General features: G+C 45.2%; 21 protein-coding genes. 13 read left to right on the top strand and 8 right to left on the bottom strand.

Annotated features, from left to right (window positions below):
• The first annotated feature begins 4 nt into the window (after positions 1-4).
• The 4 genes from cobG to cobJ are packed head-to-tail and all read left to right on the top strand — an operon-like array spanning position 5 to position 4,190.
• On the top strand, positions 5-1,372 hold the full coding sequence (cobG, locus tag H3S82_RS06495) for a precorrin-3B synthase (protein ID WP_198232114.1): 1,368 nt from the start codon (positions 5-7) through the stop codon (positions 1,370-1,372).
• 27 nt (positions 1,373-1,399) lie between these two features.
• The gene (locus tag H3S82_RS06490) at positions 1,400-2,026 is read left to right on the top strand and encodes a precorrin-8X methylmutase (RefSeq protein WP_198232115.1); all 627 of its coding nucleotides are present in this window, start codon (positions 1,400-1,402) and stop codon (positions 2,024-2,026) included.
• A complete protein-coding gene (locus H3S82_RS06485) occupies positions 2,023-2,763 on the top strand; it encodes a precorrin-2 C(20)-methyltransferase (protein WP_198232116.1) in 741 nt (246 codons plus the stop codon). The genes H3S82_RS06490 and H3S82_RS06485 overlap by 4 nt, the downstream gene beginning before the upstream one ends.
• A 23-nt stretch (positions 2,764-2,786) precedes the next feature.
• Positions 2,787-4,190: a precorrin-3B C(17)-methyltransferase gene (gene cobJ / locus H3S82_RS06480; RefSeq protein WP_198232117.1), complete on the top strand. Its 1,404-nt coding sequence runs from the start codon at positions 2,787-2,789 to the stop codon at positions 4,188-4,190.
• A gap of 60 nt (positions 4,191-4,250) precedes the next feature.
• Here the strand turns inward: cobJ and H3S82_RS11395 are convergent, their stop codons facing one another.
• The 3 genes from H3S82_RS11395 to folP form a co-directional block, all read right to left on the bottom strand.
• Positions 4,251-4,793, bottom strand: coding sequence for a hypothetical protein (locus tag H3S82_RS11395; RefSeq protein ID WP_149867422.1), 543 nt, complete (start codon positions 4,791-4,793; stop codon positions 4,251-4,253).
• Positions 4,794-4,902: 109 nt separating this feature from the next.
• On the bottom strand, positions 4,903-5,439 hold the full coding sequence (gene folK, locus H3S82_RS06470; protein ID WP_198232118.1) for a 2-amino-4-hydroxy-6-hydroxymethyldihydropteridine diphosphokinase: 537 nt from the start codon (positions 5,437-5,439) through the stop codon (positions 4,903-4,905).
• A complete protein-coding gene (gene folP / locus H3S82_RS06465; protein ID WP_198232119.1) occupies positions 5,430-6,266 on the bottom strand; it encodes a dihydropteroate synthase in 837 nt (278 codons plus the stop codon). The genes folK and folP overlap by 10 nt, the downstream gene beginning before the upstream one ends.
• Before the next feature lie 105 nt (positions 6,267-6,371).
• Between folP and H3S82_RS06460 the strand changes: the two genes are divergently transcribed.
• Positions 6,372-6,998: a DUF922 domain-containing Zn-dependent protease gene (locus H3S82_RS06460; RefSeq protein WP_198224729.1), complete on the top strand. Its 627-nt coding sequence runs from the start codon at positions 6,372-6,374 to the stop codon at positions 6,996-6,998.
• A 3-nt stretch (positions 6,999-7,001) separates the two neighbouring features.
• On the opposite strand, the gene H3S82_RS06455 is transcribed toward H3S82_RS06460, so the two are convergent.
• Positions 7,002-7,325, bottom strand: a complete 324-nt coding sequence (locus H3S82_RS06455; protein ID WP_198232120.1) for a 2Fe-2S iron-sulfur cluster-binding protein — start codon at positions 7,323-7,325, stop codon at positions 7,002-7,004.
• A 201-nt stretch (positions 7,326-7,526) separates the two neighbouring features.
• On the opposite strand from H3S82_RS06455, the gene H3S82_RS06450 reads away from it, so the two are divergent.
• Positions 7,527-12,548 (top strand): hypothetical protein, encoded by a 5,022-nt coding sequence (locus H3S82_RS06450; protein ID WP_198232121.1) that lies wholly within the window; start codon positions 7,527-7,529, stop codon positions 12,546-12,548.
• A gap of 1,371 nt (positions 12,549-13,919) precedes the next feature.
• On the opposite strand, the gene H3S82_RS06445 is transcribed toward H3S82_RS06450, so the two are convergent.
• Genes H3S82_RS06445 through H3S82_RS06430 form a run of 4 tightly spaced genes read right to left on the bottom strand, consistent with a single transcriptional unit; the run spans position 13,920 to position 17,516 of the window.
• Positions 13,920-14,531: an ABC-type transport auxiliary lipoprotein family protein gene (locus H3S82_RS06445; protein WP_198232122.1), complete on the bottom strand. Its 612-nt coding sequence runs from the start codon at positions 14,529-14,531 to the stop codon at positions 13,920-13,922.
• A complete protein-coding gene (locus H3S82_RS06440; protein WP_077971287.1) occupies positions 14,528-15,493 on the bottom strand; it encodes an MlaD family protein in 966 nt (321 codons plus the stop codon). The genes H3S82_RS06445 and H3S82_RS06440 overlap by 4 nt, the downstream gene beginning before the upstream one ends.
• A 1-nt stretch (position 15,494) precedes the next feature.
• Positions 15,495-16,334: an ABC transporter ATP-binding protein gene (locus tag H3S82_RS06435; RefSeq protein ID WP_077971285.1), complete on the bottom strand. Its 840-nt coding sequence runs from the start codon at positions 16,332-16,334 to the stop codon at positions 15,495-15,497.
• A gap of 12 nt (positions 16,335-16,346) precedes the next feature.
• Positions 16,347-17,516: an ABC transporter permease gene (locus H3S82_RS06430; protein WP_198224737.1), complete on the bottom strand. Its 1,170-nt coding sequence runs from the start codon at positions 17,514-17,516 to the stop codon at positions 16,347-16,349.
• A gap of 265 nt (positions 17,517-17,781) precedes the next feature.
• On the opposite strand from H3S82_RS06430, the gene H3S82_RS06425 reads away from it, so the two are divergent.
• The 7 genes from H3S82_RS06425 (at position 17,782) to H3S82_RS06395 (ending at position 25,915) form a co-directional block, all read left to right on the top strand.
• Entirely contained in the window at positions 17,782-18,561 is a 780-nt protein-coding gene (locus H3S82_RS06425; RefSeq protein ID WP_198232123.1) for an SDR family oxidoreductase, read from the top strand.
• Positions 18,562-18,577: 16 nt separating this feature from the next.
• Positions 18,578-20,899, top strand: coding sequence for an NADP-dependent malic enzyme (locus H3S82_RS06420; protein WP_370541236.1), 2,322 nt, complete (start codon positions 18,578-18,580; stop codon positions 20,897-20,899).
• 228 nt (positions 20,900-21,127) lie between these two features.
• Positions 21,128-21,412, top strand: a complete 285-nt coding sequence (locus H3S82_RS06415) for an acyl carrier protein (RefSeq protein WP_077971280.1) — start codon at positions 21,128-21,130, stop codon at positions 21,410-21,412.
• A 9-nt stretch (positions 21,413-21,421) separates the two neighbouring features.
• Entirely contained in the window at positions 21,422-22,615 is a 1,194-nt protein-coding gene (locus tag H3S82_RS06410; protein WP_198232125.1) for a beta-ketoacyl-ACP synthase, read from the top strand.
• A 10-nt stretch (positions 22,616-22,625) separates the two neighbouring features.
• Positions 22,626-23,903, top strand: coding sequence for a beta-ketoacyl-ACP synthase (locus tag H3S82_RS06405; RefSeq protein ID WP_198232126.1), 1,278 nt, complete (start codon positions 22,626-22,628; stop codon positions 23,901-23,903).
• A gap of 51 nt (positions 23,904-23,954) precedes the next feature.
• On the top strand, positions 23,955-24,983 hold the full coding sequence (locus H3S82_RS06400) for a zinc-binding dehydrogenase (protein WP_198232127.1): 1,029 nt from the start codon (positions 23,955-23,957) through the stop codon (positions 24,981-24,983).
• Positions 24,983-25,915: a lipid A biosynthesis lauroyl acyltransferase gene (locus H3S82_RS06395; RefSeq protein ID WP_370541234.1), complete on the top strand. Its 933-nt coding sequence runs from the start codon at positions 24,983-24,985 to the stop codon at positions 25,913-25,915. Before H3S82_RS06400 ends, H3S82_RS06395 begins: the two co-directional genes overlap by 1 nt.
• Positions 25,916-26,513 lie beyond the last annotated feature (598 nt).

Genomic DNA, 26,513 nt, shown 5'->3' with positions numbered 1-26,513 from the left:
CAAAATGATTACCGCCGCACCTACAGAAAATGAAGTTAAAATCAAGGCAGTTCAGGATAGACGATTTGCCTGTCCGGGATTGTTTCGTATGCCGCTAGCCAATGATGGCGGGATTTGCCGAATAAAACTACCGTTAGGCCGTTTGACGAGCGAGCAAATTGACGGCATAGCAGATGCAGCCGAAACCTTTTCGTGCGGCTATGTCGAACTCACAACAAGAGCAAATGTGCAAATACGCGCTGTTGCAAAAAACAACCAACAGAAGTTGATCAACAAAATTCTTGATCTTGGTCTTGGACCTTTAACTCCGGAAGGCGACGATATTCGAAATGTCATGGTTGCACCAACAGCCGGCATTGACGTAGACATGTCGTGTAATACTGTTGAATTTGCCGACAAGCTTCTTGCTATGTTGCAACTTGAAAAAAACTTTGCGAGCCTGTCTCCGAAATTTTCATTTCTGATAAATGGCGGTGAAACAACACAGGTTTTGAACCATAAAGCCGATATCTGGCTTTCAGCCCATCCTGACGGCAAAGCTTACAATTTCGGATTTGCTTCATCGGCGCTCGATATGCCGGATAGCAAATCGCCTACCATTGGCAGCATCACAGAAAAAAAAGCGCTGGAATTTATACGATATGCGCTCGGATTGTTCATCTCCATAACAAAATCCGAACCTTCCATAAGTCGCATGAAGCATCTTTGCGTTAGTGGCAGATTTAAAGATTTTCTAACCCATATCTATCAACATTTCGGCAATGACATCTCCAAACCGTTGATGAACCCTGACTTACATGAAGACCTGTCGACATTAACCGGCATATTACCGCAGAAACAGAAAGACTTTTTTTATGTGGGTGCAAGACCCGAGCTCGGACGAATGGCATCGAAAACCTTGCACGGCGTTGCAGAACTTGCCAGAATGCGCGCTCGCAACACGCCGATACGCCTTACCCATTATCAGGGGATCATCATACCCGATTGCAGTCGGGATGAAGCAACATTGATCAGAGATGGTCTTTCGAAACTCGGACTTGCAACCGACGAAAATAACCCGGCACTTTATGTTTATTGTTGTGCCGGTGCGCCTCTCTGTCATTCGGCACTTTCCAATGTTCAACGTGATGGAAAATATCTCGTTGAGCATTTTTCAGGCAATCCGAAAGCGCTCGTTCACTTGACCGCATGTTCAAAATCCTGCGTGGCAACCGAAGCTTTTCCGTTCACGATTCTCGCTGTCAAAGACGGTATTTATAACCTCTATCGTGCAAATTTAACGAATGAGACGGAAAAAGATAAATTCGGGCAACTTTTGTGCGAGAATATGAGCATATCTGATGTTATGCGCTATATAGAAAACGAGAAATAGAAAAATACCATAAAAAGGCGTGAAGCTATGCTTGATTACTTGAGAGATGGTCAGGAAATTTACAACCGGTCATTTGCAACAATACGCTCGGAAGCTGATCTCACCAATATACCGGCCGATCTCGAAAAGCTGGTTGTCAGGGTTATACACGCTTGCGGTATGACTGACATCGTGAAAGATATTGCATTTTCCGACGGCGCTGGCAGTATCGGTAGGAAGGCGCTCGCCGACGGTGCTACAATATTATGCGACGCCAAAATGGTTGCCGAAGGAATCACCCGAAAACGGTTACCGGCGAATAATCAGGTTATCTGTACACTCGCAGATAAATCTATAGCGGAACACGCGAAAAAAATCGGAAACACGCGTTCAGCAGCAGCAGTCGAACTTTGGAAACCTTATATAAAAAACTCTGTTGTCGTCATTGGTAACGCACCGACAGCACTCTTTCACCTTCTTAACCTCATTGAACAAGGTTTTGAAAAGCCTGAATTGATTATCGGCTGTCCGGTAGGATTTGTCGGCGCAAAAGAATCCAAACAGGCTTTGGCTAAAAACCAATTTTCCATACCCTATATTGTTGTTCACGGAAGACGGGGCGGTAGCGCAGTGGCAGCGGCTGCTATTAACGCTTTGGCGAGTGAACGCGAATGAACGGAAAACGAGCAAAGCTTATCGGTGTTGGCGTTGGCCCCGGCGATCCCGAACTTATAACGGTTAAAGGGATGAAAGCGATCCAGTCCGCCGACGTTATCGTTTATCACGAAACGGAAACGCATAACAGCAATGCGCTAAGAATTGCCAAGCGTTGGATTTCTGAAAAAGCACATTTACAGCCATTGACCTACCCCGTAACTGTGCAATCCGACAGCCGATCCGATCTTTATCGCGAAAAGTTAAATCAGTTTTATAACAACTCGTACCAAACGATTGATTTATATTTAAAAAATAACAAAACTGTTGTTATTTTGGCTGAAGGGGATCCGCTATTTTATAGCTCGTTTATGTATCTTTATAACCTTCTGGGAAAAAGCTACCCGACAGAAATCATTCCGGGTATTTCTTCAATATTCGGAGCCGCATCTGTTTTACAAGTGCCTTTGTGCTACCGCAATCAAAGCTTTACCGTTTTGTCGGGCGTCTTGGAGAAACAGGCGCTTGTCGACAAACTTCGCAACGGCGATGCATTTGCTATCATGAAAGTGGGAAGAAACCTTTCCAAAATAAAAGAGGCGTTGGAAATAACCGGCCTGACGGAACGCGCACTTTATATCGAGAGAGCGACAATGGACGAGCAGAAAATCATTCCTATCCTTGAAGCTGATAGTGAAAAATCGCCCTATTTCTCACTTGTATTGATACCGGGTATAAAGCACCAGAATAAGACCTGACATAGGCAAAAGGGTTAATTATATTGTTTAATTATTCGTCACAACATATTGGCATATTTATATTTTCCGATTTTTCGAAAGATCAGGCTATTGCTATTTCCAAATTTTTGAAAAACGCAACTATATATGGAACAAGCCGTGTCGAAGGCACAGATATTACCATTGTCGATGACATAGCCAGTTCAATAAAAGATGCTTTCCTATCCGGCCGTCCGATCGTTGCTTTGTGTGCTTGCGGTCTCATTGTCAGAATTCTTGCCCCGCTTTTGAAAGACAAATTCAGTGAACCTCCGGTTTTGTGTATTGCAGAAGATGGCTCTTCCGTTGTGCCATTATTGGGAGCGAATATCGGCGCGAATGATCTCGCTCATGACCTCGCAAAGCTTCTTGATAGTCATGCAGCAATTACCACCAGCGGATATTTGCGATTTGGTCTAAATCTTCTCACCCCTCCGGAAGACCTCGAACTTGTCAACAAAAACGACGCTGCAAGTTTTCTTTCTTCGCTTCTTGCCGGAGAAACCGTAGAGCTGGTGGGAACGCATCAGTGGTTTTCTACCGGTTCACTCCCATTTTCAACGGACGCTTCACTTAAGATCGTTATTGATGAGAACGGGAGTGATATAAAAGGCTCGTCTAACAAGCTCATTTATCGCAAGAGCAAAAAAAACGGGCTGCTTACAATTGTCGGGCTGGGGCCTGGAAACAGCGAAAATATTACCTTTTCTGCTCGTAATGCTTTGGCAGAAGCAACCGATATTTTCGGCTATGATTATTATATAAAACTCGCATCTCCGTTTCTGGCGAAACAAACGCTCCATCCGAGCGATAACAGGCAAGAACTTTTAAGGGCAAAAGAAGCGTTGGACCTTGCTGCTACGGGCAAAAGAGTGGCTATGATTTCTTCGGGAGACCCCGGAATATTCGCCATGGCTGCCGCTGTTTTTGAAACTCTCGATGAGAACTATTCGCCGCTTTGGGACAATGTCGAAGTAAAAGTAGAAACGGGTATAACTGCCGCGCAATCTGCCGCAGCGCGTCTCGGAGCGCCATTGGGACACGATTTTGCGGTTATTTCATTATCTGACAATCTGAAACCGTGGAAAATCATCGAAAAGCGACTGGTTGCGGCAATAAAATCGGATATGGTGTTGGCACTTTATAACCCCGTATCACGCAACCGCCCGACGAAAATCGTTGATGTCTTGCGTATATTGAACCAACTTTGCCCTGCCGACCGGATTGTTATGATAGGAACCGATATCGGACGCACTGGCGAACAGACCTTGATAACGACACTTGCCGACATGAACATCAGAGACATTACGAGTCGTTCTGTGGTTATCATCGGTTCAAGTGAAACACGCCGTTTTGAAAGGGCTGGCAAAGTGTGGAGCTATACCCCCCGTTCCTATCCGGATAGATAAAACCCAGATCACCCTTTTATTAATGGCTGTACCGCTATTAACGCTATGCCAGTCAATCTCTTAGTATAAGGATTGCCCTGAGGCTGCTGTCGCTTGTGTCCGTTTTTTAACACCGGTAGAGGTTGTCGATGTCGTTTTCTTAGGTGTCCTGACAACAGTGGTTTCTGTTGTATTTTGCGATAAAGCTTTGGTTCCCGCAGCCGCCTGAGCTTCCGCAGCTATCTGATCTGCACTTTTCGGAGATGTGTCAATCACCGATTTTACGACACCTCCTGCACTGACGGTGCAAACAGCATCACGTAAATCAACTTTGAGGATAACTTGTGTCGAGCCATCTCCGGGTTTGCGGGAATCAACCGCTTTGATCACGCGCGTAGGCAAAAAATACTTATTTGCCGCACTATTGATACATGCCTGTGCGAGATCAGGGGCTACGCTGCGTGTCGGAGCGGTAAATGAAGGAAATTTCGGTGCCGGATTGCTTGCAACAGCAGTTGTCAGAGAATTCGTCGCCGTTGTCTGGTTTTGTGTTGTAGTACATCCGGTAACGGAAAGTGCAAAACCTGCAACGATAAAGATGGATTTCGGAAATACGCTTGACATGCGGGCACCTCAGCTTAGCTCTTCGATGATGCTTATAAACACGATCGAACTTATAAAGCCCTTTAACGATTTTTTTCTCTTCCGTCATCATTAATATGTGAAATGACAGTCATCTCATCGTGAAGTGTGTCGGAAGTACCACAATGCCATCATCTGCGCAGTCCTTCTTCCATTCCCTGATAGTGCGTCCATTGACAATAAGAGCCGACGCTATTTCGCATAAAGGGTATAAAACGAACGCTCTTTCAGTCATCAACGGGTGCGGTAATGTCAAGGTTTCCGACCGGTAATGAGGGATATTTTCATAAACAAGCAGGTCTATATCGAGAGTTCTCGGCCCCCATTTTATCTTTCTTTCCCGACCATATTTTTTCTCGATATGAAGACAGAATTGTAACAAATTTTCCGGATCAAAAAGCGTCTCGATTTCACAGCAAATATTGACAAACCGGTTTTGGTCTATTTTGCCCCATGGGGGTGTCTGATAGAAGGATGAAACAGATATCAGATGGTTTTCCGAAGAGTGTTCGATATCGGCAAGAGCATATTTCAAAGTCGATGGAACATCCCCGATATTGCCCCCTAGCCCCAGCCAGGCTTTTTGGGGAATATTATTTGAACTTTTTTTCTTATAAGCTAATTGCATGCCACGCCTTCGACCCCGTCTACAACCGCCAATGCATCCTTATTCATGATCACATTATGTACTCTAAAAATGGAAAAACCCGCTTGTCGCAATAAAACGGAGGTTGCGGTCGTTGCTATATCGCGCATTTTCGCGTCTTGCTGACCGGTTAAAGTACCGAGGAAACGTTTTCTCGAGGTAGCAGCCAGTAACGGAAAACCGAACATATGAAGTTCTGACGCCCGGTTCAATAAGACAAGATTATCATGAAAATCCAAACCGAACCCGAATCCCGGGTCGAGTACAATAGCATCATCGGCAATACCGGACTTTTTGGCAAGCTCCAAAGATTTGTCAAAGAAGAATTTCTGATCTTCGATAATGTCTGTCAAAACGTCGCGGTCACGGGAATTGTGCATGATGACAACGCCCGCCCGCTCGGAAGCAATAATCTCGGCCATTTCGGGTTCCCGCTGCAACCCCCAAATATCGTTGATAATGTGTGCACCCGCTTTCAAGGCAAGATGGGCAGTTTCCGCGTGATACGTATCAATAGATAAAAACGCCCCCTCTTTTCCGGCCAATTTTTCGACAACCGGCAATACACGATTTTGTTCTTCTTTTATGGTGACGGTATCAAATCCCGGTCGGGTGGATTCGCCTCCGATATCAATAATGGAAGCGCCATCATCCATCATTTTTTGTCCAAAGCTAACGGCCTCTTGCAAAGAATTGTGGTCCCCCCCATCTGAAAAGGAGTCCGGAGTCACGTTCAAGATGCCCATCAAAACAGACGACGGATGAAGTGAAATTGTTTTATTATGACCAATCGACCAGAAGTTTTTCATATTAATTTTCGCTTGCTTCAAGATTGTCTTATTTTGTAGACGCTTTTTTAGCATATTCATGTAAATGATCACACAAGTTTACTATTTTTAACGACAGAGATTAAAATGTTCAAAAAAACGATCAGTACTTTGGCTGCTACATGTTTTTTCTTGATACCGTTTTCTGTAACGGCTGATGCCGCCAGAATTTATAAAACTGTCAGCTATTACACTTTGTCAGGCACAACTCCTGCGCAACTCGATAAAGCCTTGGCACATAAGGGACCCTATATTAAAAGTACCGGAAGCCGCCATCCCGGAGCCACAACAATTTCGTTTGATCCGCGATTGAAACTTGTTCAGGACGGCCGTTATTGCAAGGTCGCATCCGTAAACGTCGATGTTCACGCGAAAATGTCTCTGCCTAGATGGAAACAACGTTCAACGACCAAATCGATAGAAATGGCACTTGTATGGGACACATTGTCGAGGGATATCCAGCGCCATGAAGAAAGTCACATTGTGATTGCGCGCTCCCATGCGACAAAAATAGAACGCTCGGTAAAAAGTCTTCCCTATAGATCGAATTGCAATCTGTTGAAGCAGGATATCGAAAAGACAACCTATAATATATTGATCGACCATGAAAATGCCCAACGACAGTTTGATCGTGCAGAGGCTGTCAATTTCGATCACCGCTTTATAAATTTACTTGTCGGACGCCTGCAAAAACTCGAACAAGCAAAGCAATAATCATCAACTTTGGCGTTCGGGAATGTAAACAATAAGTCCATCCAGACTTTCATCGAGAACAATTTGACAAGAAAGTCTGGAATTTTCACGTCTGTCATAAGCAAAATCCAACATATCATCTTCCATTATATTTGGCGCCCCTACCCTGCTCCGCCATTTTTCATCTATATAGACATGACATGTTGCACAGGAACATGCGCCACCACATTCGGCAATGATGCCGGGCACGTTATTTTCCAGTGCAGCTTCCATCAGAGTGAGGCCTGATGAGCTATCCACAGCAAATTGCTGGTTGTTTTCCTCACTTATGAACAAAATATGTACCAACTTACAATCGTCCTATATATTTGATTTATCATATTTTTTTTAGTTTTTTGAGACTCCCCCCGTGGCGCCGTTAACTTTATCTTAAAAGATTTCAAACTTTAGCCAAGAACGTATTCCTTTCTAATTCCTTAAAGGTTAGGATAAGCATGCTTTATTGAAAGTACCACCGTCTTTCAATGTGTATAGAGTAAAGAGGCTAAGATGGCACGTAGAACCAAGGCAGAAAAAATTGATGACGAAGTCGAAGAAGCACTCGAAGAGGCTTTGGACTTCAATTTCGATAATGCCACCACAAAAGAGAGTGCTGCCCAATCGACCAACGGCCTGATCGACCTGGATGATCTCGCCGAGCAAATAGCGCAAGCAACAGAAGAGCTTGCTGCTGAAAATGCTCCTTCGGCTCGTTTGAATGGCCAGAATAGCCCAACTGTTGATGAATCTGTGGCTGAAAGCCTGTTCGGCAAAAAGCCGGATCGCGAATCGACTGGCGGTACCGTGCATGACAGTCTGGTAACCAATCCACCGAAGCCTGCCAATGATGATCTCAATTTAATAAAGGTTTCCGGAAACTATACGGCAAAGCCATCACGTATTTATTGGAGCACCACTGCACTCAGTGCTCTGTGGGCAGCAGGCGGTGCATATGTTGCAAATTCATTGGCTCCCGCCGGCCTTGCAGCATTTGCTGCCACTCCTGTCGGACTTGCCGTTGCCGCCGGAACCGCTGTACCGATTTTAATGTTCTGGGGATTTGCGCAGCTTTCCAAACGATCCACTGAACTCCGCAATATTGCGGCTGCAGTAAGTGATGCTGCCTTACGCTTAGGTCGTCCGCAAGCAACAGAAGAACATGCCGTATCACTTGGTAAAACTATCCGTCAGGAAGTTTCTGCCATGAACGAAGGTATTGAACGGACTCTGTCACGGGCTGTGGAACTCGAAGCACTCATTCAGGGTGAAGTTCAAAACCTTGAACGTGCCTATACAGAAAATGAATCGCGTATTCATAATCTCATTAGTGAACTAAGCACCGAACGGGAGGCAATTCTCGGTCATGCCGATCGGGTGCAATCCACTATTCGCGGCACACAAAATGAATTGAGCAAAGAATTCGACGTCATCACGTCCAATATTTCGAACAATGTCGAGAATGTTACAAAAACTCTTACTCAAACACTCCAAAAACAGGGCGAAGAACTTGTTGCCAGATTGGCAGAGGTGGGTGACGGCGTAAGTGGCGAACTCGCTGAAAAATTCCGTCAGACTGCTGAAGAATTGCAAAGGCAGAATTCCGATCTTTATAACAATCTCGAACAGAGCGTTACTTCTGCTGCAGAACGGCTGGAAAAAAATAGTGAAAAAATTTCCACAAGTTTCAATCAAGGAGCCGAGGAAGCAGAACAGCGCGCAGAAGCACTCAGTCAACGGATGCAAGCTGCTACCGAGCGGGCTTTATCCGATTTCAACGACAAAATTACAAAATTGGGTGACCATGCTTCTACTTTGTCCACACAATTCGACAATGTCGCCACAGAAGCGATTGCGGCGTTTGAAAAACGTCTTGCCGATGTCGACAGTTCACTGGGCGAACGTGGTAATTCAATCATCGCTGCCTTTATAAACCGTGCTCAAGAGCTCGAAGAAAACACTGAAAAGCTGGGTGGCGTTCTTGATGCAAGAGCAAATCAAATCAACGAAACTCTCAAGGCTCGTACTGTCGAAATTGCGAATGCATTTACCGCAGGTCGTAACGACTTCCTGTCAACATTTGATGACGGCAAAAAATTGCTTGCTGATGAAGTCAAAGGGCTTGATATCTCGCTTGGCGATATGCTCAAAAATCGTTCCGAAGAATTCAAATCACAGATAGCCGGAGGACGCGAACTCATAGCAGAAATGCTCGGGAGCGAAACCGACAAATTGGCTCAGACAGTGAAAGGTCAGATGGACGTACTTTCACAGCACGTCAGCAGTATTGAACAAGTTTTGGTAAAAAATGTCGAAACACTTGATCTGCACTCGCGCGAGCATGTTGAAGGCATTGAAAAACGTACCAACGCATTACAGGCTGCTATTGAAAAGAGTTTTGAAACAGCCAACGAACTTATTGATACACAAACCAAAAATATCGACACGAGAGCGGATGCTTTAAGAGATTCACTTACAGTCAACAGTTCCGCTCTGAACGAAGTCCTTGCCGATCAGGCACGTATTCTGGAAGAGCGCATTGATTATATCAAGGATGTCATTGCAAAAGGTGACGCTACATTCAACGATACAGTTGGCAGTCAGGTACTGAAAGTACAAGATTCGATCGCCAACAATAGCCAGGAATTGAAAACGGCGTTCGCGAATCATTTGGACACTCTTAAAAATCATACGCAATTGCTTGAAAAAGCGCTGAACGAATCAAATGATTCATTGTTAACGTCAATGGATAACCGCATCGGATCCATGAATGAGACATTGACCACCAATTCCAATATCGTCACCGAGCGCGCAAAAGAGTTACAGGATAACTTTACGAATACGCTAGGTGAAATATCGAAATCGTTCGAAGCGCAAAGCAACTTGTTAGAACAAAAATCGGACGAGCTTAAAAACGTGGTAGCCAAAAACAATCAAGGCATTAAAAACACGTTTTCCGAACAGACTGCGATTCTTGACAATCGTACCCAGACGATACAGACCGCACTGGAAACCGGCATACAGAACGTAAAAAGCTCGTTGGAAGGTTCAGCCCTGTCTTTTGCTAGCGACCTTCGCGACAGCATTACTTCTGCGTCAGAAACATTCACCGATGAAGCCAAAAAAGCATCCGAATTGATTACCCAATCGGGTGGTGAGCTGGTGACAAACCTGACATCCCAGACCGACAGAGCGCATTCGCTGCTAAACGAGACAAGCGATAAACTCGTTAACGGCCTGACAGAAGCAACTGACAGAGCGTCCGACATCCTTTCGTCTACCGGAGCCGGTTTGACAACATCTTTGGCCGAACAAACAGATAAAACCAAAACAATTCTTGAAGATTCAAATGCGTCTTTAAAGGATTCACTGAACGATATTGCTGACAAAGCATCTTCTTTGTTGTCGCAATCGGGCAATCAGGTTCTCTCCTCCTTCAATGAGGAAGCAACCAAACTTCAGTCTACCCTCACGAATATCAGCGATAGTATTTTGTCGACGCTGAATAATGAAACAAATAAGGTTCAAACCAAGATTGCCGATCTTGGTCAGGAGTTTGTAACGTCTTTTGCCGATGTAGCTGTAAAGGCCGAAGGTGTCCTGTCTGCTTCCGGAAAACGGGCTGTTACAAACCTGACAGAACAATCCGAAACGGTTGGGAAAGCTCTTTCGGCTGCGGGTGACAACATTCTTTCATCTCTTGATGCAAAAATTAATGAAGCCACAACACGCTTCAATGAAGCTGGACAGACGTTGACAACATCTTTTGACGGTGAAATGGCGAAAGCCGAGGGAATTATCAATCAGCAGGCCGAACGTTTCAATTCGGTTATAGTCAGTTCAGCACAATCTATAGAACAATCATTAGCTGATCGTTCCAATTTGCTGAACGAAACGATGCAGCAATTGCAAACCAATATCGATTATCATTTGAATAGCATTGGCGAAAACGTCAATAATGTCGTTAGCGGAGCTTCCAGCAAGATTGCAGGTGATGTTGAACAACTGACAAATGTTGCCGAAAATCTCGGACAGGCTGCTCAACAGACGACCCAATCACTCGGTAGTCTGGCAGCCCAGTTCAATGATCAATTGAGCGCTGCAACACAAGAAGCCGAACAACGCATGCAAGCACAAAATGATGCCTTGATGAACGCCTTGGCACAACGCACCTCGGAAACACTTCAAGCGGTTTCCGGTGTCAAGGATGATTTCATCGGCAATGTTTCGGGAGTGTTGATGCAGATGGAGCAATCTGCACAGAATATCAGTGCCAATGCAAATAGCTTGATCTCGTCAATCCAGAATATTGACGGACAGTTCAATGAAGCGGCCAATAGTTTCTACCAGAACAGTAATCAGATTGCTGAAAATCTGAACAATTCTACCCAGATGTTGGGCAACAATGTTGAACTTCTGCAAGGTTTGTCTGGCAGCGCACTTGAACAAATAAATCAAATGTCTCAAAGCCTTGATCAACACGCAAATGTTCTCAATCAGGCTGTTCACATGCTTAATCAATCACAAAACTCGTTTAGTGGTACGATTGAAGAAAAGCAAAATGCATTGGCTCAATTAAGTGACGCATTGATGTCCAAATCGGAAGAAATCAATCAGGTCATTGCCCATTACGAGGAGGCTATCGGGTCGGCATTGAAAGAAACAGACCAGAGCACACGCGATTCAGCGTTCAGACTTCAACAGAGTTTGAACGAGATGGTTGTCGTCGCCTCGTCGAAATTTTCCAACGCTACCGATGAAATTCGTCGAGCAACAGAATCCATCAAGAGCGAGCTTGAAAAAACAAGCAATAATTTGAACACCACTATCCGTCAACTGCCGGCACAAACGAAGGAATCAGCAGAACAAATGCGTCATGCTGTTACCGATCAGATCAAAGCGTTGCAGGAATTGTCTCTGCTCATGCAGCAAAATGCGCAGAACAGCAATTTTTCACGGCCATCAACGTCGGCTACAAGCTTGAAAGCGGAAACCCCTGTTTTTGAAGACAGACCGCGTTCATCCACTTTGTTCAAACAGAATTTTACCGCAAATCCGTCGATGACACCAAAGCCAGCCACGGCGCCTGTAAAAGACGGTTGGGTATCAAATCTTTTGGCTCGAGCTTCTCGCGGAGATGAATCGGGTGTTGCAACTCTCAACAAAGTTGACCAACCGCGCCCTGCCGATCATGTGATTGAATCGCTAAATTCTCTATCCGTCGATATTGTCCGGGCAATTGACCACAATGCTGCGGTTCAACTCTGGGATCATTATCGTCGTGGACAGCGGAATATTTATACACAGAAGCTTTATACGCTGAATGGTCAGAAAACATTCGAAAAAATCCGCCAAAAATATCTGGTTGATAGCGACTTCCGCCGTTCGGTCAACCAATATATTGCAGATTTCGAAAAGCTGCTACGCGATGTCTCTCGGGAAACTGGCGACAGAGAAACGATAAGGAAATATCTCACTTCCGATACAGGCAAGGTTTATACAATGCTTGCCCATGCAAGCGGCCGTATCCAGTAATCTCATTGAAAGGGGAACATCAAGTTCCCCTTTTTCATATCCGTGGTCTGCGACTTCATTTCTCGCTATCCGTCGGTCTATCAAACTTGATTAACCTTGTCGGAGATTTGGCTCCGCACGATTTGCGTTCCGTCTGTCTCTGTTGCCTTATCTTTGCTGATTGTTCATTCCGTTCGTTTCCCTCGATTGAGGTTACAGACGTCTAAAACGGGGCATCCAAAGTGAGTTATCCTGTATAAAAGCGGCCATCAACCCGTTAAAATTTTTATCGTACTATCGCTATTTTCTTTGCTTTAATGTGGAAAATATCATTCGAACAGATCGGAATTGTACCGTGAGTTCTCTGCACATCATTAGCCTGAATGCTTTTGTCAATTGAAGCGGGTAAGGACAGGTTTACGTGATCGGATAACCGGAAGCCAATAAATTGGACAGAAACAAAAGTTTCAGAAAAAACAACCGAACAACCATTATGTGAAAGGGATCACCGTTTTAAAAAATGCTGTTTTTTTAATTGAGACCGTTTCAACTCGTCTCGACAAACAGTCCAAGAACAAACTGTTTCAACAAACAATCAAAGACGGGGATTTCATGTCTACCTGCCCTATCTTTGAAAGACAAAGCAATTTTAAAATCATAAATTGTCGAAAAACCACCGGAAAACAATCAATCAAGCGACAAAGGCTCTGATTGAATAACTTGTTAATAGTTATACAATCCCTCCATAGAAAGGTGAAACATCCCCTATCTTTTTTGTTTTCCGAAAATCGGGAAAATTACGTTATATCGATTTTCAATATTTCATTTTTATTTTTAAAAATTGCTATCCGGTTAGCTTCGCAAAATTTATTACAAGATACGAAATTCTTAAACCGCACAAATTTCTTTGCTTTCCTGACAAGCCGTCTTTGAAAAAAAATAATATCGCTTCAGGCTTTCTATCGACTCATGAATTTCGGATTCTTTTCAAGCGACGTTACTAGAATTTCCGGAACTGTTATCTGCCTTGTTCGATTTAGCGGTTAACTGCCGATCAAGCACATAGCCGCTTTGTGGGTTTAAACCTAACGCGGCTGGTAGCTGTTTGGTGATTTTTGAAACTAACGAATGAAACAGCAATAATGAGAATATCAATAATGGTGCGGTCGTTACTCGCCCTTATTGGTCAATGCATCGGTTAGTGACTTAAGTGTTCGATGGCGATAAAACAGGTTAAAGCCAAAAATTCTGCGAGAACCTCACCATTTATTTTGCCAATATTTTTTTTCGCACCGGTTCGGGGTTTGGCTATCTTTTTTGCTTAACCTTAACCCCATGATTGGTCATCAAAATTCGCAGGTCTTCGCCATAAAGGCGGATGCTTTACATTTTTCAGATAGTCGAAATCGTCCAATTTATGATGTCATTAGTCATTTTCTTAAAGGCATTATCCAAGGCTGCGGCATATTGATTATTATTTGTTCCTGAAACAGGTGCCTCGGTTTTGAAAACTCTGGACTCCGTTATATTGCCGTTTCTGTCATCCATAATTTTTACAGATATTTCCAGAATGGCAGTGTTGTGTCCGTTAACAACATTGACATCGAATGACCGGATATCAGTCAGGATACGATAATTGATTGCCAAGCCATCACCGGGGCGTCCAACGCCACCAAAATGATTGCTATTGTCAAAGGCCTGAACAAGACGTGCCTGAACGAGATCAGGAAGACGATCGCTCCATTGTGCCCGTTTAAGGTAAGCGATGGAACCATTCTGCTTAATAACAATATCTTGTCCATCAAGCGCTTTAACAGCATCCGGTTTTTCAACAAGTATCTGTATTTTTTGATGTTTCGGCGTTCCGGCAACAGCAACATCGTTGATAGAAAGATCATAAGTATCACGCGCGGGCGCTCCACATGCTGAAAGAAGAGAAGCCGTCAACAGAAATCCCAAAGGATAGCTGAGAATCCGTTTGACGTGTTTCGTTTCTATTATCATCGACGTGTTCTCCCGTCATATTGTGGCACAGTACCCGAACCTCCGAACAATATCCGTTGAGGATCACGCTCCAGATCGGATATTGCCTTTTCAATACGGTCAACCGAGCGGCGGCTATCACTAACAAGCGCCTCGACATTTCTCAAACCCTGCCCCGAAAATCTTTCAAGATTATTCGCAATCGGCCCGATATGCTCATTTATCGTGTCGGCAGCTTTCTGAATAGAAGCTAAAGTTTGCTGGGCTTGTACAATGACGCTGTTCCGGTTGTCGGGTGAAAGCATGTTGTCAAGCTTTGCCATTATAGAATCTGCTTTTTCCGAAGCCGTATTAAGCCGTGACATCATTTGTCTGGTATCATCAAGAATTTTCTGCACATTATCGGTGTTTTTGTTCAACGTATCCGAAAAATTGCGGGCATTTTTAATCGTTTCCGTGAGCGGTTCACGGGAATCTTTCATAAATTGCTCCATCTCGCCCAGAGTGGAATTGGCGCGAGCAAATATATCTTGCGCTGTCGCCAACAGATTGTTGAATGTCGACGGATCCGCATCGATACGAGCGACTGTATCTTCCTTTTTGGCCTCTTGCAAAAGGTTAGGTTCTTTCAGGCTCCCCCCTTTTAGTTCAATAAAAGCAAGACCGGTTAATCCTTGAAAGCCTAAAGTTGCGACTGTGGAGCGCGTTATAGGGGTGGTACCATTAATTTCGGTTTTCGCTATAACCATGTTCGGATTGGTATCATCGAGCACCAGCCTACGCACCGTACCAACGCGAATGCCGTTGAAAAAAACCTGACTGCTTTCACCAAGCCCCGTTACCGAACCGGGAATACGCACATCCAAAGGTTCGAGCTGATGCGAATCACCCATTCTGGCTATGAAATAAACGATCATAAAAGCAGCGATAAGTGTCACCACAGTGAAGATACCGACTGTCACATAATCTGCTCTGGTTTCCATCTTACTCTGCCGTCTCTTTTATATCAGTTTTCGGGTGTCGATCACGAGGAACAATCTGTCTTGCGCGTTTGCCGCGAAAATACGATTGAACCCACGGATCGTCAAACTTCAACATTTCCTCAATAGTCCCCTCAACCATAACCTTTTTATGACCGAGAACTGCTATTCTGTCACAAACAGCATAAAGGCTATCAAGGTCGTGTGTTACCATATATACAGTTAATCCCATAGTGTCGCGTAAATCTTCAATCAAAAGATCAAAATCTGCCGCGCCAATCGGATCAAGACCGGATGTCGGTTCGTCCAGAAAAACAATATGGGGATCAAGCGCCAATGCACGAGCCAGAGCCGCACGTTTAATCATGCCGCCGGAAAGCTCGGAAGGATATTTTTCCGCCGTATCGGCTTCTAGTCCGACCAACGAGATTTTAAGCCGCGCAAGTTCGTCCATCAATTTTGGCGACAAATCGAGATATTCCCGCATCGGGACCTGAATGTTTTCCAGAACATTCAATGCTGAAAAAAGCGCACCGTGCTGGAATAATACGCCCATTCGCATATCGATCTCGACCTTTTCCTGATCCGAAATTTCGTCAATGTCCTGTCCCAGTATTTTTATATGGCCTGATACTTTTTTATTCAGTCCCAGAATGGTTCTCATAAGAACTGATTTTCCGGCACCCGACGGACCGATAAAACCCAGAATTTCCCCGCGATGAATATCCAAATTCAATCCATCAAGAACTTTTTTGCTGCCAAATTGGACTGTAACATCACGAACCGAGATGATTTCATCGGTTGTCAGATCCAATGTCGAGTGGTTTCGTTTGGCTTTTCTCACCTTGAAAACCTCTTAAAAGTTGATTGCAGCATAGAAGATGGCAAAAAAGCCATCAATAACAATGACAACGAAAATCGATTTAACAACCGAACTTGTCACCCGTTGCCCTAGTGACTCGGCGCTTCCTCCAACCTTCATCCCTTCGACAGATGCGATAATACCAATGATCAATGCCATAAAAGGCGCTTTGATAAGTCCTGCAAAATAGGTTGTCGTATAAACAGCATCGTTCAAACGCGTTATAAAAGCCTCATATGAAATATTCGAATAGAGATTGGCAACCACGCCAGCACCCACCAGCGCAGCGAGATCGGAAATAACGGTCAGAAGTGGCAAAATAATTGCCAAAGCCACAAGACGCGGAAAAATCAGGACACCGATCGGATTTAGTCCCATAACTTTCAACGCGTCCGTCTCTTCACGCATTTTCATGGACCCTATTTCGGCAGTAATCGCACTTCCGGAACGTCCAGCAATCATAATGGCTGTCAAAAGAACACCGAGCTCGCGAAAAACCAGAATCCCGACGAGATCGACGACAAAGATTTCAGCTCCGAAAAGACGTAACTGGAACGCCCCTTGTTGAGCGATAATAGCACCAACAATAAAAGACATAAGAACGATGATAGGAACAGCACCAACACCCATTCGATCTATTTGCGTCACCACAGCTGGAAGACTTACGCCGGATCCACGACCTTTTTTCATTTGCGAGCCACGAATTGTCGCTCCCAAAATATCCATAGCGAGTAAAAAATCGTGATAACTGTTGATCACCCTTTCACCCAGTGTCGAAAAAAAGCGGATATAGGCCGGCAGTTTCGGCTCGTTGAGCGTGTCATCTTTATTTGAAAAACTCTTCCCCACTGTAATAAGCAGCGAATGCCAGGATTGTTTTGTACCGGTAAGTTCGACAGCAATGTTGCGTTTTTTGAGTTTTACATAAAGCCGCTCGAGGACCCAGGCTCCGGCAGTGTCAAGAGATTGCAGTCCCGAAGCATCCAGAACCGCTTTTTGGCAATCAACATTTTCCAGCTCACGTAAATCGTCGTCAATAAGATAGACAGTGTGGGTCGTCCAATAGCCATGGCACAAGACAGACAAAACACCATCGCGGAGCTCATGTTCCACAATTGCCGGTTTTTTCTCTGCCTTTTCCTTCGCGTTTATGCGATCACTCATTCAACCCGTCCATTACCCCGTTGAAACGTCGATTCCTCTCAATACAATTTTAAGTATCATTCAGAAAGATTAATGTGCCATTAACTATAAAAATTTTGATTATAACACATTCGTGTAAGGAGAGAGCTTTCGTGGATCATGACAGGCGCGTGTCCTTAGACTATAGTTGAAAAAGATGAAACGAAAGCATAACATTCGTCTAAAAAGACGAGATGAGTATTGAATTTCATCTCTTTATCAAGTTTTTTCTGAATGAAAGTATAATATGGATTTGGGTATAAGCGGGCGGAAAGCAATCATATGTGCTTCAAGCAAAGGACTCGGAAAAGCATGTGCTATAGCTTTGGCAAATGAAGGATGCGACGTTATAATCAATGGCCGACATGCGGATAGTCTTCATAAAACAGCAAAAGAGATCAAAGCACTTACCCAGGCAAGCGTGGTAGAAGTTGTTGGTGACGTTTCAACGTCCGAGGGACAGCATTTATTGCTAGAACAATGCCCTGAACCGGATATTCTCGTTACCAATAATCACGGCCCGCAATTTTGTGATTTCAGAGAGCTCGACCGCAATAAAATTGTCGATGGCGTCATTCAGAATATGATAACGCCAATCGAACTCATCAAAGCAGTGATTGACAAAATGGTCCAAAAAAAATTCGGCCGCATTGTCAATATAACGTCTACATCCGTCTACGCTCCGATAGCAGGACTTGATCTGTCATCGGGTGCACGGGCCGGCCTCACATCGTTTCTCGCAGGCATTGCCCGAACGGTTGTTTGCGATAACGTAACAATTAACAATCTTTTGCCCGGTCCATTTCTGACTGACCGGCTAAAACAAAGCTTTGATGCCGCTTCCGGTGAGACCGGAATATCCGTTGACACGATCATGAAAGAAAGACAATCACAAAATCCGGCAAAACGATTTGGCAATCCCGAAGAATTCGGACAGGCTTGCGCTTTTTTATGCTCGGAAAAATCCGGTTTTATAACCGGGCAAAATTTAATCATTGATGGCGGCTCTTATTTGAGCGCCTTTTGAAATTTGGATGAGCAATATGGTACAGAAAAACAAATCCCCTCGTCAGAAAGAACTCGAAGAAGCTGCACTTTTTTATCACCGTTATCCGAACCCCGGAAAACTCGAAATACACCCGACAACTCCGCTTGGAAACCAGCGTGATCTTGCACTTGCCTATTCCCCCGGCGTTGCTGCTCCTTGCGAGGCAATCCACGACGATCCGAATACGGCAGCAGAATACACCTCACGAGCAAACCTCGTTGCGGTTGTTTCGAACGGCACTGCGGTTCTCGGTCTTGGAAATATTGGCCCGCTTGCCGCCAAGCCGGTTATGGAAGGAAAGGCCGTCCTCTTCAAAAAATTCGCGAATATTGACGTTTTCGACATCGAAATAAAAGCAAATGACATTCCGCATATTGTCGAAACTGTCGCTGCTTTGGAGCCGACATTTGGCGGCATCAATCTTGAAGATATCAAAGCACCTGAATGTTTCGAAGTCGAAGAACAGCTCAGGGCACGGATGAATATTCCGGTATTTCACGACGACCAGCATGGGACAGCCATTATCGTTGGTGCAGCTGTTATCAATGGCCTCGAACTTGCTCACAAAAAAATCGAGGATGTAAAAATTGTTGCTTCCGGAGCGGGTGCGGCAGCCCTCGCCTGCCTCAATCTTTTGGTCCGACTCGGTGCAAAGAAAGAGAATATCTGGGTCAGCGACCTTGAAGGTGTTGTTTATGAGGGACGCGAAGCGCTGATGGATCGCTGGAAAAGTGTCTACGCGCAAAAGACAGATGCCCGAAAACTTGATGACATCATTGATAATGCCGATATATTCCTCGGGGTTTCGGCAGGAAATGTCCTGAAGCCGGAAATGGTCGCCAAAATGGCCAAGACGCCACTCATTCTGGCTCTTGCCAATCCGACGCCGGAAATTATGCCTGAGGATGCCAGAAAAGTGCGTCCCGATGCGATGATTTGCACCGGTCGTTCCGATTATCCCAATCAGGTTAATAATGTTCTTTGTTTTCCGTATATTTTCCGTGGTGCACTTGATGTCGGAGCAACGGCAATCAACGAGGAGATGAAAGCAGCAGCTGTTTACGCTATTGCTGCACTGGCCAAGGAAGAACCTTCCGATGTCGCTGCCCGTGCCTATTCGGGTGAAGCTCTCAGCTTTGGACCAAATTACCTCATTCCCTCCCCGTTTGACCCCCGGCTTATTTTGCGCATTGCACCGGCCGTTGCAAAGGCGGCAATGGAATCAGGCGTGGCGACAAGACCGATCAAAGATATGAACGCTTATCTTGATCGATTGAACCGCTTTGTTTTTCGTTCCGGACTTATCATGAAACCGGTGTTTGCCGCCGCAAAAATTGCTGAACATAAACGCGTTATCTATGCAGATGGTGAAGACGAAAGAGTTTTGCGTGCAGCTCAAATAGTTCTCGAAGACCAGACAGCCACACCAATTCTGATCGGCAGACCGGACGTGGTCGAGACCAGACTGAAACGTTACGGTTTGAGAATTCGTCCGGGTAAGGATTTCGAACTCATCAATCCGCAAAATGACCCCCGTTATCGGGATTATGTCGATCTGTTTCTTCATTACACGGGCCGGCGTGGTGTAACACCGGAAGCCGCAAAAACAATCGTGCGGACCTCGACAACAGCAATTGCCGCTCTTGCTGTCATGCGTAACGAGGCTGATGCCATGATCTGCGGGCTTGGTGGCCGTTTTGGAAGGAATCTTCAACTTGTCGATCAAATCATAGGTCTCGGAAATAATGTCGGTCAGTTTTCGGCTTTGAGCCTGTTGATATCACAGCGTGGAACACTCTTCCTCACAGATACTTATGTAAACACCGATCCAAGTGCAGAACAGATAGTGGAAATGGCGGCACTTGCTGCCGAAGAAGTTCGTGGTTTCGGTATCGAGCCCAAAGTTGCGCTTCTCTCTCATTCGAACTTCGGCTCTAAAGATACCGAATCCGCCAGAAAGATGCGCAAAGCTTCCGAGCTTCTTGCCGAGCGTTATCCCGAGCTTGAATCAGATGGTGAAATGCATGGAGATGCGGCTCTTTCACAAATTTTACGTGATCGCGTTTTCCCCGGATCGCGTTTAAAAGGAGAAGCAAATCTGCTTGTGTTTCCTAATCTTGATGCTGCCAATATCACTCTTAATGTTGTAAAAAATCTGACAGATGCATTACATGTCGGTCCTATATTGTTGGGTACAGCAAGACCCGCTCATATTTTAACACCATCCGTTACCTCTCGTGGTGTCGTCAATATGACAGCTCTTGCCGTCCTTGAAGCCAATACGAAAGGGAATCAAAAACAACTCAAGAAGGGATAAAGTCGTAAAATTTGCTTTCCATTTTACTTTTTGACTGTTATTCCGCCTCTATCTCCATAAAAAAGCCGAAATAGAACCGGCTTTATAGTGGAAGAGGCGGAATATTGTTTCCGGGAAGCAATAAGAAATGTTAATTCTGCTTTAAGTCTTTTTTTTAATTGAGAAAGACGCTAGATAGAATCGCTGAAAGGCTGCTCGACGGCCGTAACTAGTAAAAGGAATTGCACATTGTCCTCTACGTTTGACAAAGTTGCCGATATCATCGCTGAAACAAGCGAGATCGATCGCAATACAATCACACCGGAAAGCCATACGATTGACGATCTCGGTATTGATAGTCTGGACTTTCTGGATATTGTTTTTGCCATAGACAAAGCTTTCGGTATCAAAATACCGCTAGAGCAATGGACACAGGAAGTTAATGAAGGCAAAGTAGGAACAGATGAATATTTTGTTTTGAAAAATCTTTGCGCAAAAATTGACGAACTTGTTGCAGCCAAAAACGCCGGATAATCCTGTATAATGCAAAAGAACCATTCTGTTGTCATCACCGGTATAGGTTTAATCAGTTCTTTGGGGGAAGGTGTTGAAAAACATTGGGAGATGCTGAACGCGTCTTCTATCTCCCCGCGAATTGATAGTGAAAGCTTTTCGCCTTATGCCGTTCACGCTCTCGGGGACGTTGACTGGAGTAAGCAAATTCCCAAGCGGAGTGATCAAAGACAGATGGAAACCTGGCAAAGATTGGGTACATATGCGGCCGGTCTTGCCTTGGACGATGCGGGTGTCAAAGGTGATCTTTCGATCACTTCAACCATGGATATGATCGTTGGTGCCGGTGGTGGCGAGCGTGATGTCAATGTTGATGTCGAGATACTCAACAAAGGTCGCACAACAACCGATCGTGGCGTAATGCTCAACGCCACTCTGTCAACCGAGTTGCGTCCAACTCTATTCCTTGCCCAGCTTTCAAATCTATTGGCAGGCAATATTTCGATCGTTCACAAGGTTATAGGCTCCTCACGCAGCTTTATGGGTGAAGAAGGAAGTGGCCTTGCTGCCTTGATGGTTGCAATTGCGCGTATCAGATCAGGCCAAAGCACTCATGCCCTTGTTGGTGGCTCATATAATGCCCAGCACTATGATATGTTGTTGGGGCAAGAATTGGGGCAATTGTTGAAGCGGGATGGTTGGTCGCCTGTATGGCAGCGTGAGAATTGTCTGGGTGGCGGCCTTGTAACAGGCTCCGGCGGCGTTTTTCTGGTACTGGAAAGTGCCGAATATGCAAAAAAACGAGGTGCCAATATCTATGCAGTCATTTCGGATTTCGTAGCCGATCAAACCAATCGTAAAAAGATACCGATTGAGAAAACACTGGATACAATTCTGGAGCGTGTCAAAGGAAACGCTCTTCTCGGACAAAATGATCTCATCGTATCAGGCGCTTCCGGCGTTAAAGGCATAACCGGAGCCGAGAAGACATTATGGGACAAGAACAAGCTTGCCTATCGAGGTATCTCGACTTTGTTCGGCCATTGGCGTGAAGCGCAATTTCCTCTCGCACTGGCTCTCGGCGCCATGGCTATGAAGAAAAAACAAAGCTTCAAAGCATTAAGTGATGATGAACAACCATTCGATGGCAATCTTGAGAGCGTTATCGTTTCTACCGTTGGCGCAACAAGAGCCGAAGGCATGGCAAGACTTATAGCTGGCTAAAGGATTCGTAATGGACAAATATACCGATCATCTAGGGCGGCCAGTTGTCGCAATTACCGGAGCTGGTGTCATCAGTTCTTTAGGTCAGGGAAAAGATAAAAACTGGGAAAAGCTTGTCAATGGTGTCAGCGGCATTCACAGGATTACGCGCTTTCCGGTTGAAGGTTTGACCACACAAATAGCGGGCACGGTAGATTTTCTTGAAGAAAGTCACATCGGTGCTTCGGCTTTATCGGAAAAACTGGCGACAGTTGCTGCAAGCGAAGCAATTGAGGAAGCCGGACTTGATGAAACTGCTTTTAACGGGCCACTCTTTTTAGCTGCTCCTCCGGTAGAACTTGATTGGAAGTCGCGTTTTGCTCTTGACGATGAAGTTAATCGCGAAAAAAGTCCATCCTATCAGGCATTTTTGGAAATATGCGCTAAAACCCCTCATCAAGCTTTCTTCGAGACTACACAATTCGGCTATATCGCTGAACGTTTGAAAGATCATTTTGGAACAACCGGCCTTCCTGTTACTTTGTCTACCGCCTGCGCCTCCGGCGCAACGGCAATACAACTTGGCGTGGAAGCGATAAGACGCGGCGAAACCGATCGTGCCTTGACAATTGGTACAGATGGTTCGGTTTCGGCAGAAGCTCTGATAAGGTTTTCTTTGTTATCCGCTCTTTCAACGCAAAACCAGATACCCGAGAAAGCCTCGAAACCTTTCAGCAAAGGCCGTGATGGCTTCGTAATGGCTGAAGGGTCAGGCGCACTCGTTATGGAATCGCTTGAAAGTGCATTAAAGCGCGGAGCAAAAGTTCTGGGTATTCTTGCCGGTTGCGGAGAAACAGCCGACGACTTTCACCGCACGAGGTCAAAACCTGATGCATCGCCTGCAACCGGTTCGATGCGCAAAGCATTGGAAGATGCAGGCATCGGCATTGATGACGTTGATTATATCAACGCTCATGGGACCTCGACACCGGAAAACGAAAAGATGGAATATCTGGCCTTGTCAAATGTCTTTGGCGAACGTGTTCATGATGTTCCGGTGTCATCCAATAAATCCATGATTGGTCATACACTGACTGCGGCCGGTGCGATAGAGGCCGTTTTTTCACTATTGACCATCAGAACCGGTATTATGCCGCCGACCATCAATTATGATGACCCTGATCCGGCAATTCCACTTGATGTAGTGCCTAACAAGTGCCGGAAGGGCAATGTGACTTCTGTTCTTTCCAATTCTTTCGGATTTGGTGGACAGAATGAAAGTCTTGTCATCAGAGCTTATAACGGGTAACTCACCTTTTAGCGGCATTCTCTGGCACATTATTTTTAAGAAGGAATAGTCATGCGCGCATTGCAATTGCTTGACGACAAACGTCTTGAATTAACAGAAATAGCGCCTCCTCCGGCTCCCGGCAATGGTGAAGTTACTGTTCAGATAAAGGCTGTAGCGCTTAACCATATCGATGTTTGGGGATGGCGTGGTATGGCTTTTGCGAAGCGCAAATTACCGCTCACAATCGGAGCGGAAGCTTCCGGCATTGTCCAGTCGATCGGTTCGGGCGTTGGTAACCTTCAGGTGGGACAAATTGTATCCATTTACGGAGCAAGAACCTGTGGACTTTGCAAAAACTGTCGTGAAGGACGGGATAATCTTTGTACACATGTCAGCGGTGTTCACGGCTTCCATATTGACGGTTTTGCCTGCGAGGCTGTGAATTTGCCTGCCCGATTGCTGGTACCGGCACCGCTTGATTGTGATGAAATTGATGCCGCTGTCGCTCCAATCACTTTCGGAACTGTCGAACATATGCTGTTCGATAATGCAAAACTTCAGCCCGGCGAGACAATTCTCATACATGCCGGTGGATCAGGCATCGGTTCGGCTGCAATACAATTGGCAAAGCGTATGGGCTGCACGGTTTATACAACAGTCGGCTCTGACGGCAAAATCGAAAAAGCGAAAGCTCTCGGTGCCGATGTCGTCATCAACTATCGGAACGATCGGTTTGAACATGTTGTAAGAAAGCTGACCAAGAAAAAAGGCGTCGACGTCGTTTTTGAACATGTCGGTGCCGATACCTGGGCCGGTTCGATGCTGTCTTTGAAACGCGGCGGACGCCTCGTTACGTGTGGTTCGACATCAGGTGTTTCTACATCAATGAATTTGATGCAACTCTTCCAACAGCAATTGAAAATTTTCGGTTCTTTCGGCTGCCGAATGGAAAATATGGCGAATGCCATGCAAAAAATGGCAGAAGGCATTGTTCATCCGGTTGTTGATACCATTGTCGATTTTGGAGACATTGAAAAAGCATTGAAACGGATGGAAAGCCGCGATGTGTTTGGTAAAATCATCCTGAAAATCAGTTGATGCAAAAATTGCGTTCAAAACTCATTCTTTTTCGTATCCGGACGAAATTGAAAGACTGGTGGGACTGGTCGTGGGCACATTTCGTCGCCGGATTGATGGCGCTTATTCGCTATCTTCCGGCAAAAGCAGGAATCGGCTTTTTTGCTTGGTTTGCCCGAACTGTTGGGCCCCTACTCCCACGTCACCAGATTGCGCTCGACAATTTGCGTCAGGCCTATCCGGAAAAAGATCCCGAATGGATCCGTAAAACCGCTCTTGAAATGTGGGAAAATATGGGGCGCTTATTTGCGGAATATGTATTCCTTGATAAAATTTTCGACTTTGATCCGAATGCCAAAAAGCCCGGTCTGGTTGAAGTCGATGGAATTGATATCTTTGTCCGGCTCCGAGACGAGAAAAAACCGCACATTTTCTTTACAGCCCACACCGGTAATTTTGAACTTTTACCCATTTGTGCTGCAACATTCGATCTCAATGTAACGGCACTTTTTCGCCCGCCGAATAATCCCTATATCGCAAAACGGGTTTTGAAGGCCCGGCGCACTGCTATGGGGCATCTTGTACCTTCCAAAGCCGGTGCTGCTTGGGCGCTTGCAGGCAAATTGGCAGAAGGTGAAGATGTCGGCATGCTGGTCGATCAAAAGTTCCGCCGTGGTATAAAGGGAACTTTTTTTGATAGACCTGTCAGAACCAACCCTTTATTGATCAAGCTTGCCCGCCAATATGACTGCGATGTCTACCCTGCCCGCTCTATCCGCTTACCGGGTGGACGTTACCGGCTGGAACTTTATGAACGCATGGATTTGCCAAAAGATAAGGACGGCAATATTGATGAGGTTGCAGCCGCCCAAAAGCTGAATGACACTGTTGAAACATGGGTGCGCGAATATCCTGGTCAGTGGATGTGGTTCCATAAACGCTGGGACGATTAGTATCTCTTATAACGTTCCCCGAAAAACGGATTTCCCATTTGTTGCACCCGCTGGATATCTATTCGGCATTGCGGATTATCATGATAACGCATAACTCCACATTAGGCTTCCAACACAATAATGACGGCAATATTGACAAAGTCATGGGTTCACGAAAGCGACGCTCCAGCGAGAAGCAAGCTATGTGATTATCAGTAAAATAGCGGCATTTTGATAGATATATTGACTTCCGATCGCTTTCTCAACCATTGGGAAGCTCGTAAGTTAAAAAGCACAAAGCTCTAAAAGATGAGTGCTTTGAAGATAACATCAATAGGCTTTTAAAGCTTTTGTACGAGCAACAGTTTCCGGCTATTTGCCAAACTTCCCGAGGACGAAATAGCAAACGAGATATTATTCCCTTTCAGGCTTTATCGCGACTGAAAAAGAGAGTGGGTCCGGGGGCGTTTGTTAGAGACCAAATTCAATGAACGGTTCTATCGCTTTGACGAGGCAAATTCCGGTTTTTTTAATATCAAAACTTGCGTCCGCACACGGCTGTCAAATTTATATGTTTTTGCACCGTTCTTTAATTGAAGCTCTCCTTAATAGAGGAGAC

Source organism: Bartonella sp. M0192, from assembly GCF_016102305.1.
In the GTDB taxonomy this organism is placed as follows: domain Bacteria; phylum Pseudomonadota; class Alphaproteobacteria; order Rhizobiales; family Rhizobiaceae; genus Bartonella; species Bartonella apihabitans.
Note: the sequence above shows the minus strand (reverse complement) of the source record. Positions and strands in the feature narration are given on the sequence as shown.

Excerpts from the sequence above, each read along its gene's own strand:
- H3S82_RS06405 (WP_198232126.1), top strand. The coding sequence starts at position 22,626 with ATGGACAAATATACCGATCATCTAGGGCGGCCAGTTGTCGCAATTACC.
- H3S82_RS06410 (WP_198232125.1), top strand. The coding sequence starts at position 21,422 with ATGCAAAAGAACCATTCTGTTGTCATCACCGGTATAGGTTTAATCAGT.
- folP (WP_198232119.1), bottom strand. The coding sequence starts at position 6,266 with ATGAAAAACTTCTGGTCGATTGGTCATAATAAAACAATTTCACTTCAT.
- H3S82_RS06440 (WP_077971287.1), bottom strand. The coding sequence starts at position 15,493 with ATGGAAACCAGAGCAGATTATGTGACAGTCGGTATCTTCACTGTGGTG.
- H3S82_RS06430 (WP_198224737.1), bottom strand. The coding sequence starts at position 17,516 with ATGAGTGATCGCATAAACGCGAAGGAAAAGGCAGAGAAAAAACCGGCA.
- H3S82_RS06420 (WP_370541236.1), top strand. The coding sequence starts at position 18,578 with ATGGTACAGAAAAACAAATCCCCTCGTCAGAAAGAACTCGAAGAAGCT.
- folK (WP_198232118.1), bottom strand. The coding sequence starts at position 5,439 with ATGCAATTAGCTTATAAGAAAAAAAGTTCAAATAATATTCCCCAAAAA.
- cobG (WP_198232114.1), top strand. The coding sequence starts at position 5 with ATGATTACCGCCGCACCTACAGAAAATGAAGTTAAAATCAAGGCAGTT.
- H3S82_RS06395 (WP_370541234.1), top strand. The coding sequence starts at position 24,983 with ATGCAAAAATTGCGTTCAAAACTCATTCTTTTTCGTATCCGGACGAAA.
- H3S82_RS06490 (WP_198232115.1), top strand. The coding sequence starts at position 1,400 with ATGCTTGATTACTTGAGAGATGGTCAGGAAATTTACAACCGGTCATTT.
- H3S82_RS06450 (WP_198232121.1), top strand. The coding sequence starts at position 7,527 with ATGGCACGTAGAACCAAGGCAGAAAAAATTGATGACGAAGTCGAAGAA.
- H3S82_RS06460 (WP_198224729.1), top strand. The coding sequence starts at position 6,372 with ATGTTCAAAAAAACGATCAGTACTTTGGCTGCTACATGTTTTTTCTTG.
- H3S82_RS06445 (WP_198232122.1), bottom strand. The coding sequence starts at position 14,531 with ATGATAATAGAAACGAAACACGTCAAACGGATTCTCAGCTATCCTTTG.
- H3S82_RS06425 (WP_198232123.1), top strand. The coding sequence starts at position 17,782 with ATGGATTTGGGTATAAGCGGGCGGAAAGCAATCATATGTGCTTCAAGC.
- H3S82_RS06400 (WP_198232127.1), top strand. The coding sequence starts at position 23,955 with ATGCGCGCATTGCAATTGCTTGACGACAAACGTCTTGAATTAACAGAA.
- H3S82_RS11395 (WP_149867422.1), bottom strand. The coding sequence starts at position 4,793 with ATGTCAAGCGTATTTCCGAAATCCATCTTTATCGTTGCAGGTTTTGCA.
- H3S82_RS06485 (WP_198232116.1), top strand. The coding sequence starts at position 2,023 with ATGAACGGAAAACGAGCAAAGCTTATCGGTGTTGGCGTTGGCCCCGGC.